The organism is Streptomyces mesophilus, assembly GCF_040300965.1.
In the GTDB taxonomy this organism is placed as follows: Bacteria; Actinomycetota; Actinomycetes; order Streptomycetales; family Streptomycetaceae; genus Streptomyces; species Streptomyces mesophilus_A.
This window is the reverse complement of record NZ_JBEPEW010000199.1, coordinates 1-11,858: the sequence shown is the minus strand read 5'-3', so window position 1 is coordinate 11,858 and position 11,858 is coordinate 1. Positions and strand designations below refer to the sequence as shown.

At 71.6% G+C, this 11,858-nt stretch carries 14 protein-coding genes; 5 read left to right on the top strand and 9 right to left on the bottom strand.

What is annotated here, in order from left to right:
• A partial coding sequence (locus tag ABT367_RS37795) for a PucR family transcriptional regulator (RefSeq protein ID WP_352258054.1) occupies positions 1–371 on the top strand: 371 nt, incomplete at its 5' end.
• 8 nt (positions 372–379) lie between these two features.
• On the opposite strand, the gene ABT367_RS37790 is transcribed toward ABT367_RS37795, so the two are convergent.
• The 8 genes from ABT367_RS37790 to ABT367_RS37755 form a co-directional block, all read right to left on the bottom strand.
• Positions 380–1,114 carry a phosphotransferase gene (locus ABT367_RS37790; protein WP_352258052.1) on the bottom strand — a complete coding sequence of 245 codons (735 nt, stop codon included), beginning with the start codon at positions 1,112–1,114 and terminating at the stop codon, positions 380–382.
• Between the two features lie 37 nt (positions 1,115–1,151).
• Positions 1,152–2,258, bottom strand: a complete 1,107-nt coding sequence (gene pcaDC, locus ABT367_RS37785) for a bifunctional 3-oxoadipate enol-lactonase/4-carboxymuconolactone decarboxylase PcaDC (protein WP_352258051.1) — start codon at positions 2,256–2,258, stop codon at positions 1,152–1,154.
• A complete protein-coding gene (pcaB, locus tag ABT367_RS37780) occupies positions 2,255–3,577 on the bottom strand; it encodes a 3-carboxy-cis,cis-muconate cycloisomerase (RefSeq protein ID WP_352258056.1) in 1,323 nt (440 codons plus the stop codon). Before pcaB ends, pcaDC begins: the two co-directional genes overlap by 4 nt.
• 8 nt (positions 3,578–3,585) lie before the next feature.
• Positions 3,586–4,176: a protocatechuate 3,4-dioxygenase subunit alpha gene (gene pcaG / locus ABT367_RS37775; protein ID WP_352258049.1), complete on the bottom strand. Its 591-nt coding sequence runs from the start codon at positions 4,174–4,176 to the stop codon at positions 3,586–3,588.
• Positions 4,176–4,943: a protocatechuate 3,4-dioxygenase subunit beta gene (gene pcaH, locus ABT367_RS37770; RefSeq protein ID WP_352258047.1), complete on the bottom strand. Its 768-nt coding sequence runs from the start codon at positions 4,941–4,943 to the stop codon at positions 4,176–4,178. The genes pcaG and pcaH overlap by 1 nt, the downstream gene beginning before the upstream one ends.
• 66 nt (positions 4,944–5,009) lie before the next feature.
• Positions 5,010–6,218, bottom strand: a complete 1,209-nt coding sequence (locus ABT367_RS37765) for a thiolase family protein (protein WP_352258045.1) — start codon at positions 6,216–6,218, stop codon at positions 5,010–5,012.
• Positions 6,215–6,868: a CoA transferase subunit B gene (locus tag ABT367_RS37760; RefSeq protein ID WP_352258043.1), complete on the bottom strand. Its 654-nt coding sequence runs from the start codon at positions 6,866–6,868 to the stop codon at positions 6,215–6,217. The genes ABT367_RS37765 and ABT367_RS37760 overlap by 4 nt, the downstream gene beginning before the upstream one ends.
• On the bottom strand, positions 6,865–7,644 hold the full coding sequence (locus tag ABT367_RS37755) for a CoA transferase subunit A (RefSeq protein ID WP_352258041.1): 780 nt from the start codon (positions 7,642–7,644) through the stop codon (positions 6,865–6,867). The genes ABT367_RS37760 and ABT367_RS37755 overlap by 4 nt, the downstream gene beginning before the upstream one ends.
• A 222-nt stretch (positions 7,645–7,866) precedes the next feature.
• Between ABT367_RS37755 and ABT367_RS37750 the strand changes: the two genes are divergently transcribed.
• The 4 genes from ABT367_RS37750 (at position 7,867) to ABT367_RS37735 (ending at position 10,959) form a co-directional block, all read left to right on the top strand.
• Entirely contained in the window at positions 7,867–8,328 is a 462-nt protein-coding gene (locus ABT367_RS37750) for a MarR family winged helix-turn-helix transcriptional regulator (protein WP_352258039.1), read from the top strand.
• Between the two features lie 109 nt (positions 8,329–8,437).
• Positions 8,438–9,343: an NADP-dependent oxidoreductase gene (locus ABT367_RS37745; protein WP_352258037.1), complete on the top strand. Its 906-nt coding sequence runs from the start codon at positions 8,438–8,440 to the stop codon at positions 9,341–9,343.
• Positions 9,344–9,408: 65 nt separating this feature from the next.
• Entirely contained in the window at positions 9,409–10,470 is a 1,062-nt protein-coding gene (locus tag ABT367_RS37740) for an alkene reductase (RefSeq protein ID WP_352258035.1), read from the top strand.
• 21 nt (positions 10,471–10,491) lie between these two features.
• Complete coding sequence (locus tag ABT367_RS37735) at positions 10,492–10,959, top strand: MarR family winged helix-turn-helix transcriptional regulator (protein WP_352258033.1); 468 nt, start codon at positions 10,492–10,494, stop codon at positions 10,957–10,959.
• A gap of 51 nt (positions 10,960–11,010) precedes the next feature.
• Here ABT367_RS37735 and ABT367_RS37730 read toward each other — a convergent pair.
• Positions 11,011–11,858, bottom strand: an 848-nt coding sequence (locus ABT367_RS37730) for an IclR family transcriptional regulator domain-containing protein (RefSeq protein WP_352258031.1), incomplete at its 5' end; no start/stop codon positions are given.

Below are 11,858 nucleotides of genomic sequence, written 5' to 3'. Positions count from 1 at the left end.
CCGCCCGCTGTCTGTCCGCGCTGCGCGCGCTCGGCCACACGGGCCAGGGCGCGGCCCTCGCGGACCTCGGCTTCCTCGGCGTACTCCTCGGAGACCAGGCCGACTTGAAGGGGTACGTCGAGCGGACTCTCGGCCCGCTGCTCGACTACGACGACCAGCGGGGCACCGCGCTGGTCGCCACGCTCGACGCCTACTTCACTCAGGGCGCCAGCCTCACACGCACCAAGGACGCGCTGCATGTCCATGTGAACACGGTGGTGCAGCGTCTGGAGCGGATCGGCCGGCTCGTCGGCGAGGACTGGAACAGTCCGGCCCGCGCCCTGGAGTTCCAACTGGCGCTGCGGCTGCACCGGTTGAGCCGGCCCGCCTGAGGGCGCGGTCAGTGACCTCGGCCCAGTGCGTTTCGGTGGGCCGACACCCACGCGTACGCGGCCCGTACCTCTTCGACGACACCTCGGTCGCGCAGCCGCACCATGGCCGGATCGCCCCGCGAGGCCCCCGCCTCGATGCCCCGCCCGCAGCGGTCCTGCCACCACAGGACCGCGTCCACGACCTGCTCCCGGTCGACCTGACCGTACGCATCGCAGACCAGCCCGATCCGCCGAGCGGCAGCCGGCACATCCGTGATGTCCGGGCCGAGATCCAGGTACTGCCAGCAGAGGTGCGCGACATCGTGGATGCGTGCGCCGGGGGCGGCCAGGTCCCAGTCGATGAACGCGACAGGTCGCCAGTCCTCGCCGTCGAGCGTGTAGACGGTGTTCTTCGGAGACAGATCGTTGTGGCAGACCACCTCATCGCCGTCGGCCAGCGAGGAGCCGCTCGTCAGATCGTGGAACTCGCGGACGAGCCCGGCCACCCGCACCAGGCCCTCGTCCGAACAGGCGGCCCGCCGTCGGTCCGCGGTCCAGGCCGCATGACCGTCGATGTGGCTGAGGATCTCGCGCCCCTGCTCGTCCCAGCCGAGGAAGCGGGGCGCGCCGGACCAGCCCCGGCGTTCGAGCAGGGCGAGCAGCTCATGGACGAAGCCGGACCGGGCCGTCCGCGGCCGGCGTACCGTCGCACCGATCCGGACGACATTGCTGATGAGACCACCGGGCAGTACTGACTGGTCCATGCGGGCACCCTGTCACCCTTCATACGGCGTGTGCGGCTCAACCCTCGTCGAGTACCCGCTGTGCGACCGCGAACGCCGCGTTCGCCGCCGGAACCCCGACGTACACGGCGCACTGCAGCAGCACCGCACCGATCTCGTCCGGGGTGAGCCCGTTGCGGCGGGCGGCGCGCACGTGCATGGCCAGCTCGTCGAGGTGGCCGCCCGCGACCAGTGCGGTGAGGGTGACGATGCTGTGCTCGCGGCGGCTGAGCGTGTCGTCGGTCCATACCTCGCCCCAGGCATAGCGCGTGATGAAGTCCTGGAAGCGGGCGGTGAACGCGGTCTGGCGCTGTTGCGCGCGGTCCACATGTGCGTCGCCGAGGACTTCGCGGCGTACGGCCATCCCGCTGTCGGCGGGTCCGTCGAGGTGGGCGCGCAGCGCCGCGAGTACGGGCAGCGGGGCCTCGGCGACCGCCAGGTGTGAGGCTCCGGGGATCTCGACCAGGGTCGAGCCGCCGATGGCGTCCGCGAGTTCGCGCAGGTGGGCGGGCGGTGTGGCCGGGTCCTCGCGGCCCGCCACCAGGAGCGTCGGGGCCGTGATCGCTGCCAGCCGGTCGCGGAGGTCGTACGAGGCGAGCGCGTCGCAGCACGCGGCGTACGCCCGCGGGTCCGCGCTGCGGTGATCGTCGAGCAGCCGTGCCGAGGTGTAGCCGGATGTGAACCAGCGCTCGGGCGCGCTCTTCGCCACCGAATCCAGGCCCTCACGCCGCACGAGCGCCGCCCGGTCGAGCCAGCGCTGCGGATCGCCGAAGTGCGCCGACGAGCACAGGACCGCCAGCCGCTCGACCCTTGCCGGGTGTCGGGCCGCCAGTTGGAGCCCGATCGCGCCGCCGATCGAGACACCCGCGTACGAGAAGCGCTCGATGCCAAGGGAGTCCGCGAGGCCGACGACCAGTTCGGCGAGGTCGCCGATGCTCGCGCCGGGCTCGATGAGCGAGGCGGGGGAGCGGCCGTGCCCCGGCAGGTCGAAGCGGATCACCCGGTGGGTGGCGGAGAGTTCGGGCGCGACACCGTCCCACAGTGCGGTGGAGGTGCCGAGGGAGGGGCCGAGGAGCAGCGGGGGAGCGGTGGGTGCCCCCTCCGTCGTGTGGTGCAGGGAGGTCAACGTCGCTCCAGTGCGCGGTCGGTGAGGACAGCGGCCGCGCCGGTGTAGCGGCTCGGGTCCGTCAGGGCGTCGAGGTCGAGATGCTTGAACTCAGGTTGTTCGGCGAGGAGTTGCGCCAGGGTTCCCTCGCCCGTGCGGACGCGTGTGGCCAGGGAGGTGAGTGCCTCCTTGGCGCGGGCCCGCCCCACGATGGCGCCGAGCTCGGCCGTGAGGCGTTCGGAGACGATCAGCCCGTCGGTGAGGTCGAGGTGGCGGCGCATGGCGTCGGGGTCCACGCGCAGCTCGCGCACAAGGGCGGCGGCGTTCTCGGCGGCGCCCCCGACGATCCGCAGCAGGTCCCGCAGGGGCTGCCACTCGGCATGCCACGCGCCGGGAGGCCGCTCGTCCTCGGCGACCAGCGATCCGTACAGGACCGAGGCGAGCGCGGGCGCCTGCCGGGCCCCTGCCGCGATCAGCGTGGCCCGCACCGGATTGGCTTTGTGCGGCATCGCGGACGACCCACCGCCGGTCCCCTCGGCCAGCTCGGCGATCTCCGTACGGGACAGGGTGAGGACATCGACGGCGAGCTTGCCGAGCGCGCCCGTCGTGAACGCCAGCGCACCGGCGAGATCGGCGACCGGGGTGCGCAGGGTGTGCCACGGCAGCGCGGGTTCGGCGAGCCCGGTCTCGCGGGCGAAAGCCGCCACGACCCCCGGTGAGCCGAGCGCGGCCAACGTGCCTGCCGCGCCCCCGAGTTGAGCAGGCAGCGAGGCCCGTACCGACCGCACCCGGTCCCGTGCGTCCAGGACCAGCGACCGCCACCCCGCCGCCTTCAGGCCGAACGTCGTCGGCACCGCGTGCTGCGTCAGCGTCCGCCCCGCCATCACCGTGTCACGATGCGCGGCGGCCAACGTCCCCAGCGACGCCTCGGTGCGCGACAGATCGGCGTGTACGAGATCCAGCGCCCGTGCCGCGACCAGCATCGTCGCCGTGTCCACGATGTCCTGGCTGGTCGTCCCGCGATGCACGAACTCCCGGTGCCGCTCGGGCACTGCGGCTTTCAGATCGGACACCAGGGCCGGCACCGGATTGCCCGCCGCGCGCGCCCGCAGTGCGAGCGAGCGCATATCGAACGCCTCGGCCCGCGCCGCCTCGGTCACCGCCGAGGCCGCATCGGCGGGCGCCTCGCCGAGCGCGGCCTGCGCCCGCGTCAGCGCGGCCTCCGCGTCCAGCAGGGCCTGTACGTAGGCGAGATCGCTCACCGCGGTCTCGACCCGCGACCCGGCCCAGCCCGGCGAGAGCAGCCCGCCGTCCGCGTAACGCTCCTCGTCACTCGTCACGTCACCGCTCACAGGAACTCCAGAAACACCGTCTCACCCTCGCCCTGCAGCCGGATGTCGAAGCGATACGTCCCCGGCCGTTCCTCGGCCGCGAGCAGCGTGCCGCGCCGATCGGCCGGCAGCGAGGCGAGCAAGGCGTCGTCGGGCTCCGGCCGAAGGTAGGCGCGGGTGTACAGGTGGTGGAGCAGTCCCCGGGCGAAGACCAGCACAGAGAGGTACGGGACACCGCCCGGCGGCAGCGTCCGCACCGCATAGTGCCCGTCCGCGTCCGTGGCCATGCGCCCGAATCCGGTGAAGCCGACACCATCGCGCCCGATCACCTGTCCCGTCACCGGATCGTGCCGCAGCGAACCGGGCGCCCCGGTCCGTGAACCGTCCGGGGCGGGCTGCCAGGTCTCCAACAGGGCGTCCGGGACAGGCTGACCGGCGCCGTCGTACACGTGACCGTGCACGGTGATCAGGTCGGGATGTCCGACGGGCGCGACCTCCGGGCCGCCCGTGAACGGCAGCGCATACCCGTAGAAGGGGCCGACGGTCTGCGACGGGGTGGGGATGCGGGGCATCGGTCGGGTGCGGGGGATCAGTCGGGTCTCGGACATCACTCGTCCTCCTCGAAGAGGGTGGCGGACGGACCGTCGAGCACGATGTCCCAGCGGTAGCCCAGGGACCACTCGGGCACCGAGAGGCCGTGGTCGTACGCGGCGACGAGCCGTTCGCGCGCCGCCAGGTCGGTCACCGACTGCAGCACCGGGTCGTAGGCGAAGAGCGGATCGCCGGGGAAGTACATCTGCGTGACCAGGCGCTGCGTGAACGCGGTGCCGAACACGGAGAAGTGGATGTGCGAGGGCCGCCAGGCGTTGACGTGATTGCGCCACGGATAGGCGCCCGGCTTGACGGTCGTGAAGGAGTAGGACCCGTCGTCATCGGTGAGGCAGCGCCCGAAGCCGGTGAAGTTGGGGTCGAGCGGGGCGGGGTGCTGGTCCAGCTGATGGGCGTAGCGGCCGGATGCGTTGGCCTGCCAGAGCTCCACCAACTGACCGCGCACCGGCCGCCCCTGACGGTCGGTCACGCGACCGTTGACGGTGATGCGTTCGCCGAGCGGCTCGCCCAGGTGCTGCCGGGTGAGGTCGCGGTCGAGTGCGGTCACATCGGTGACGCCGAAGGCGGGACCGGAGAGTTCGACGGCCTCGGGGTCACGCAGGGGGATCAGCGGCTGCCGGGGGTGACGCAGCGTACTGCTGCGATACGGCGGGAAGTCCCGCGGCGGGTGCACCCCGCCGTCCGCGCCGGCCTGCACCTTGGCGACCTCGGCGTCTATCTGTTCCTGGGAGAGCCCGTCGGGCAGGGCCACGGGAAGCTCGGTCATGAGGATGCTCCGATGACGGGGGTGAAGGAGGAGGGCAGGGGCCAGGGGTCCCTGGCCCCTGCGGCCTCAGCGTTCGAGGACCAGGGCCAGGCCCTGGCCGACTCCGATGCACAGCGTCGCCACGCCGACTCCGCTGCCGCGACGGGCCAGTTGGTGCGCCACGGTGCCGGCCAGACGCGCACCGGAGGCGCCAAGCGGATGGCCGAGCGCGATCGCGCCGCCCTGCGGGTTGAGGATCGCCGGGTCGAACTCGGGCCACTCGGCCACGCATCCGAGCACCTGCGCCGCGAAGGCTTCGTTGAGTTCCAGGGTGTCGAGGTCGGCGAAGGACTTGCCCGCCTTGGCCAGCGCGCGCTCCACGGCCGGGACCGGCGCGAGCCCGAAGTACTGGGGATCGACCGCGGCCACACCGGTCGCCGAGATCCGCGCGAGCGGCTCGCGTCCGGTGGCCCGCAGCCCTTCCTCGTCGGTGAGCAGCAGCGCCGCCGCACCGTCGTTGAGCGGCGAGGCGTTGCCCGCGGTGACCGTCCCGCCGTCCTTGCGGAACGACGGCTTCAGCTTGGCCATCGCCTCGATCGACGCGTTCTCCCGTACGCATTCGTCACGTCCGTACGCGACCGGCTCGCCCTTGCGCTGCGGCACCGGCACGGGCGCGACCTCGGCGTCGAACAGACCGTTCTTCCAGGCCGCCGCGGCCTTCTCGTGCGAGGCGAGCGCGAAGGCGTCCTGCTGCTCGCGGGTGATCCGGTGCTTGTCCGCGATCAGTTCGGCGGACTCGCCGAGCGGAATGGTCCACTCGGGAGCCATCCGCGGGTTCACCATCCGCCAGCCCAGCGTGGTGGAGTACATCTCGGTGTGCCCGGCGGGGAAGGCCCGGTCGCTCTTCGGCAGGACATACGGAGCGCGGGTCATCGACTCGACGCCGCCCGCGAGCGCGATCGACGCGTCGCCGAGTGCGATGGCGCGCGCGGCCTGGATCACGGCCTCCAGACCCGAGGCGCACAGCCGGTTGACCGTCACGCCGGGCACCGACGTCGGCAGGCCCGCGAGCAGCCCGGCCATCCGGGCCACGTTGCGGTTCTCCTCACCGGCTCCGTTGGCGTTGCCGAAGTACACGTCGTCGATACGGGACGGGTCCAACTCGGGGGAGCGGCCGATCAGTTCCCGTACCGCGTGCGCGGCCAGATCGTCGGGCCGTACGCTCGCGAGCGCCCCGTTGTAGCGGCCGATCGGCGTCCGGACGGCGTCCACGATGTACACATCGCGCGTGCTCATGACTTGCTCCCCACAGTGTCAGCGATAGCGATCGGGGCTCCGGTCGCGGCAGCCACCTCGGCCACGGAAACCCCCGGCGCAGTCTCCACCAGGAGCAGCCCGTCCGGTACTACGTCGAGTACCCCGAGATCGGTGATGATCCGGTCGACGCAGCCGCGGCCGGTCAGCGGCAGCGAGCACTCGTCCACGATCTTCGGGGTGCCGTCCTTGGCGGTGTGCGTCATCACGACGATCACCCGGCGGGCCCCGTGCACCAGATCCATCGCGCCGCCGATCCCGGTGACCAGCTTGCCGGGCACCGCCCAGTTGGCGAGGTCCCCGCGGGCCGAGACCTGCATCGCCCCGAGCACCGCGGCGTCGATATGCCCGCCGCGGATCATGCCGAAGGACAGCGCGGAGTCGAAGAACGAGGCGCCCGGCAGGACGGTAACGGTCTCCTTGCCGGCGTTGATGAGATCCGGATCGACCTCGTCCTCGAGGGGATACGGGCCGGTCCCGAGGATCCCGTTCTCGGACTCCAGGGTCACTTCGACGCCCGGCGGCAGGTGGTTGGGGATCAGGGTCGGCAGCCCGATCCCGAGGTTCACATAGCTGCCGTCCTCGAGTTCGTGCGCGGCACGCGCCGCGATCTGTTCCCGTGACCAGCTCATCGCATCTCCTCGGCCTGCACGGGCACGGTGACCGTGCGCTGCTCGATGCTCTTGTCGGCGGCCTGCTCCGGGGTCAGGGCGACCACCCGCTGCACGAAGATCCCGGGCAGATGCACATGATCGGGATCGATCCCGCCGGGCTCGACCAGCTCCTCGACTTCGGCAATGGTGATCCGGCCGGCCATCGCGGCAAGGGGGTTGAAGTTGCGGCTCGACTTGTTGAAGACGAGGTTCCCGTGCCGGTCGCCCCGGGCCGCGCGCACCAGCGCGAAGTCGGTACGGATGCCGCGCTCCAGGACGTATTCGACGCCGTCGAACTCCCGTACCTCCTTGGGCGGGGAGGCGAGTGCCACACCGCCCTCCCCGTCGTAGCGCCAGGGCAGTCCGCCGTCGGCGACCTGGGTGCCCACTCCGGCCGGGGTGTAGAACGCGGGGATGCCGGCGCCGCCCGCCCGCAGTCGTTCGGCCAGCGTGCCCTGCGGGATCAGCTCGAGCTCCAGCTCGCCGCCGAGGTACTGGCGGGCGAACTCCTTGTTCCCGCCGATGTAGGACCCGGTGACCCGGTTGATCCGGCCGGCCGCGAGCAGCACGGCGAGCCCTGAGTCCATCGCGCCGCAGTTGTTGGAGACCACGCCGAGCCCGGTGACACCGAGTTCGTGCAGGGCCTGGATCAGCACGTTGGGCACACCGCTGAGCCCGAACCCGCCGACGGCGAATGTGGCTCCGTCGGTCGCGTCGGCCACGGCCTCCCGGGCGGTGGCGACCACCTTGTCCATGACGTGAACCCTCCTGCCGGCCACCCGCTGGCTGGTCGGCCCGACCGAAAACACTCAGTGCACTGACTAATATCTTCCGAGCGGACATGCTGGCACCGGAGCGATACGCCGTCAAGAAGTAGGAGAATTAAGGGGTTGGTGGAAGTGCTCACTCCCGCCCCGGTGCGTCCTGCGTATGGGTATTGTTCAGTGCACCAACGAACTACCGGCGGGAGATGACCGATGGCGGCCGTGGACCTGACCACCCACCCGGGCCACTTGGCCCGCCGTCTCCAGCAGGCCCACTACCTGCTGTGGACCACGATGGTCTCCGAGGAGATCACCTCCCCCCAGTACGGCGTTCTGAACGCGCTGATGGCCGAGCCTGGCCTCGACCAGCGCACAGTGGGGGAGCGGGTGGGACTGGACCGCTCCACGGTCGCCGAAGTGGTGAGCCGGCTCAGCGGCCGCGGACTCATCGAGAAGGTGCGCGACGCACAGGACGGCCGTCGCTACCTGCTCCGCCTCACGGACGAGGGTGCCACCGTGCACCGCAAACTCACGCTCCGCACCGCCCGGATGAACCACGTCTTCCTCTCGCCTCTGTCCGACGCGGAACAGGCGGTGTTCCTGGACATGCTGCGCCGGGTCTCCGACGCGGCGGAGGAGCTGCGCAGCCCGGAACGGCCGGCAGTGCGGGCCTGACGCGCCGGGTCCGCCGCAGCTCCCGGGAATTACTTGGCTAGCCACATGGTTACTGCTACGTTGAATATGTGGCCAGCCACATTGTGGCGGCGGAGAGGAACGAGTCACCATGAAGGCAATCGTTTTCGACCGTTTCGGCGGACCGGAAGTACTGCGCGAAGCCGACGCGGAAATCCCGCAGCCCGGCCCCGGGCAGGTCCGGGTGCGCGTGAAGGCTGCCGGAGTGAACGCGCTGGACGGCAAGATCCGCTCCGGAATGCTGGAGGCGGTGTTCCCGACAAGCCTCCCCGCCGTTCCCGGCGGCGAGCTCGCCGGAGTGGTAGAGGCCCTCGGCGAGGGCGTGCGCGATGTGCGGATCGGCGACGAGGTGCTCGGCTGGTCGGACACCGGCGCGTACGCCGAGTACGCGCTGGCCACAACCGTGGCGCCCAAGCCCGCCGACCTGACCTGGCAGGACGCGGCAGCGCTGCCGGTCGCCACCGAGACCGCTGAGCGGGTGCTCAACCTCCTGGATGTCGCCGCAGGGGAGACTGTCTTGCTGCACGGTGCGTCCGGGGCGGTCGGCACCGTGGCGATCCAGCTCGCCGCGGCGCGCGGAGCGCGCGTGATCGCCACCGCGGGCCCGGCCAACCAGGACTACCTCACCTCGCTCGGCGCCACCGCGACCACGTACGGCGAAGGGCTCGTCGAGCGGGTACGGGCGTTGGCGCCCGACGGCGTGGACGCGGTGTTCGACCTGGCGGGGAAGGGCGCCTTGGCGGACTCCATCACCCTGCGCGGCGGCACCGACCGCATTGTCACCATCGCCGACTTCGGTGCGCCCGAGCTGGGTGTCACCTTCTCTCAGGGCCCGCAGGAACGCTCGACCGAGCGCCTGGCCGCCCTGGCTCAGGACGCCGCCGCGGGCAAGCTCGTCACCACCGTCCGTGCCTACCCGCTGGCCGAGGCCGCCGAGGCGCAGCAGGCCAGCGACGCCGGGCACGTACGGGGCAAGCTCGTCCTGACCGTCGGCTGAGCACGCCCGCCCCTTTCCCAGTTGTGTGGTGGCCGGCCGGTCACCGCCGTATCGAAGGACCACTCATGCTGAATTCCCTGTGGACGCCGACCACCCTCGGTGGCATGTCCCTGCCCCACCGTCTCGTCATGGCCCCCATGACCCGTGACCGATCGACGCCGGAAGGCGTGCCGACGGAGCTGAACGCCGAGTACTACGCGCAGCGCGCCTCACATGCGCTGATCATCACCGAGGGCACCCAGCCGTCGGCCGACGGACAGGGCTACCTCCTGACGCCCGGCATCCACAACGAGGCGCAGACCGCCGGGTGGCGCCAGGTCACCGACGCCGTGCACGAGGCCGGCGGCCGGGTCGTCATCCAGCTGATGCACGTCGGACGGATCTCCCACCCGGACAACACCCCGCACGGCCGCCAGCCGGTCGCACCCTCCGCGATCCGCCCGGCGGGCCAGATGTTCACCGCGTCCGGCCCGCAGGAGATGCCCGAGCCCCGCGCGCTGTCGACGCAGGAAGTCGCGGCGACCGTCGAGGACTTCAGGCGCGCCGCCGCCGCCGCCGTCGCGGCGGGCGCCGACGGTGTGGAGATCCACGGCGCCAACGGTTATCTGGTGCACCAGTTCCTGTCCGACCACACCAACAGGCGCACCGACGGCTACGGCGGCTCGCTCGCGAACCGTATCCGCTTCGCCGTCGAGGTCGCCGCCGCGGTGGCCGACGAGATCGGCCCGGAGCGCACCGGTTTCCGTATCTCTCCCGGCAACACCTACAACGACATGGCCGAGTCCGACACCGCCGAGCTGTACACCGCGCTCCTGGAGGCACTGCGCCCGCTGGACCTGGCCTACCTGCATGTGTTGCACCTGGGGGACGAGGCCCGCCTCGACGCCGTGCGCGCACAGTGGACGGGCACACTGATCCTCAACCGCGCCGGGGCCGATGTACCCACCCGCGCCAAGGACATCGACAATGGCACGGCGGATCTGGTCTCCGTCGGTGCACTCGCGCTCGCCAACCCGGACCTGGTCCAACGGCTCCGCGCCGGCGCGCCGCTGAACACGCCGGACCCGGCTACCTTCTACGGCGGCGGGGTGGCCGGCTACACCGACTACCCCACGTACACCGGCTGACGAACTGAAGGACCCGCCTCGATGCCCGACCTGCCCGACATCCCCTCGACGGCCCGCGGCGGTCCGATGAGCTATGCGATCTTCCAGCTCGCCCGCGCCCACCGCGCCCGAGCCGCCGTCCTGCTGAGGGAGATGGACCTGCATCCCGGACAGGAACTGCTGTTGATGCAGTTGCTGGACCGGGACGGCCAGAGTCAGTCCGAGCTGCTCGAGTGTGTCGGCCTCGACCACTCCACCGTCTCCAAGTCCCTGCGCCGGATGCAGGACGCGGGACTGCTTGTCCGTGAGCCGGCGGCGCACGACCGGCGGGTGATGGTCGTTCATCTCACGGACAAGGGGCGTGCCTTGCGCGAACCCATCGCCGCCCTGTGGCAGACCCTGGAGGAGTCCTCCGCGCGGGATCTTTCGGCGCGGCAGGCGGAGGACTTCGTGCGTACCGCCCATGCCATCACCGAGGCGATCGCCGGCGGGGCGCCGCAGTCCGGCTGACTCCGCATGCCGCCCCGCCGGGGGCGGGCGGATCGGGCTCCATGCCTGAACTCAGGCCACCGGAATCCGCGCGAACCGTCCGGCGATGTGCAGCTCCGCCTCGATCCGGTCCGCCGTCTCCCGCAGCAGCGGCAGTACGTCGGTGCGGCACTGGGCGACCGTGCGCCGCGAGCTGTGCATCGCCACGTTCACCGCGGCCACGGTGCGGCCCGCTCCGTCGCGTACCGGTACCGCGATGGAGCGGAGCCCTTCCTCCAACTCCTCGTCCACCACGGCGTAACCACGGTGCGCGACCCGGTCGAGCACCTCGGCAAGGCGCGCCCGGTCCGTGACGGTACGCGGGGTGAGCGCCTCGGGCGTGATCCGCTCCAGCCGTGCGGTGAGCTCGTCTTGGGGGAGGTCCGCCAGGAGCACCCGCCCCATCGAGGTCGCATACGCGGGAAAACGCGTCCCCGGGGTGATGTTGACGCTCATGATGCGGCTGGTCGCGATGCGCGCCACGTACTGGATGTCCTCGCCCGCGGACACCGCGAGCGAGGCCGAATCGTGCACCTGCTTGGCCAGCGTGGCCAGATGGGGCCGGGCGATCTCGGGCAGCGAGGTCCGCGACAGGAGCGGGAAGCCGAGCCCGAGCACCCGCGGCGTCAGGCGGAACGTGCGCCCGTACGAGGTCACGTATCCCAGGTGCTCCAGGGTGATCAGGGCCCTTCGCGCGGTGGCCCGCGCCAGACCGGTGGCCTCGGCGACCGCGCTGAGTGTCGGCTCGGGCCGCGTCCGGCCGAAAGCGGTCAGGACGGTCAGTCCCCGCGCGAGCGATTCGATGAACTCCCGGCCCAGCTCCTGCTTGGACGCGCCCGTCCAGGCCGCGAGCGCGGCCGGCAGCGACGGCCCGTCCGCGG

What these genes read in the sequence shown, in the direction of transcription:
- ABT367_RS37750 (WP_352258039.1), top strand. Translation starts at nt 7,867, where the DNA reads ATGGCGGCCGTGGACCTGACCACCCACCCGGGCCACTTGGCCCGCCGT.
- ABT367_RS37760 (WP_352258043.1), bottom strand. Translation starts at nt 6,868, where the DNA reads ATGAGCTGGTCACGGGAACAGATCGCGGCGCGTGCCGCGCACGAACTC.
- ABT367_RS37740 (WP_352258035.1), top strand. Translation starts at nt 9,409, where the DNA reads ATGCTGAATTCCCTGTGGACGCCGACCACCCTCGGTGGCATGTCCCTG.
- ABT367_RS37745 (WP_352258037.1), top strand. Translation starts at nt 8,438, where the DNA reads ATGAAGGCAATCGTTTTCGACCGTTTCGGCGGACCGGAAGTACTGCGC.
- pcaH (WP_352258047.1), bottom strand. Translation starts at nt 4,943, where the DNA reads ATGACCGAGCTTCCCGTGGCCCTGCCCGACGGGCTCTCCCAGGAACAG.
- ABT367_RS37790 (WP_352258052.1), bottom strand. Translation starts at nt 1,114, where the DNA reads ATGGACCAGTCAGTACTGCCCGGTGGTCTCATCAGCAATGTCGTCCGG.
- ABT367_RS37755 (WP_352258041.1), bottom strand. Translation starts at nt 7,644, where the DNA reads ATGGACAAGGTGGTCGCCACCGCCCGGGAGGCCGTGGCCGACGCGACC.
- pcaG (WP_352258049.1), bottom strand. Translation starts at nt 4,176, where the DNA reads ATGTCCGAGACCCGACTGATCCCCCGCACCCGACCGATGCCCCGCATC.
- ABT367_RS37735 (WP_352258033.1), top strand. Translation starts at nt 10,492, where the DNA reads ATGCCCGACCTGCCCGACATCCCCTCGACGGCCCGCGGCGGTCCGATG.
- ABT367_RS37765 (WP_352258045.1), bottom strand. Translation starts at nt 6,218, where the DNA reads ATGAGCACGCGCGATGTGTACATCGTGGACGCCGTCCGGACGCCGATC.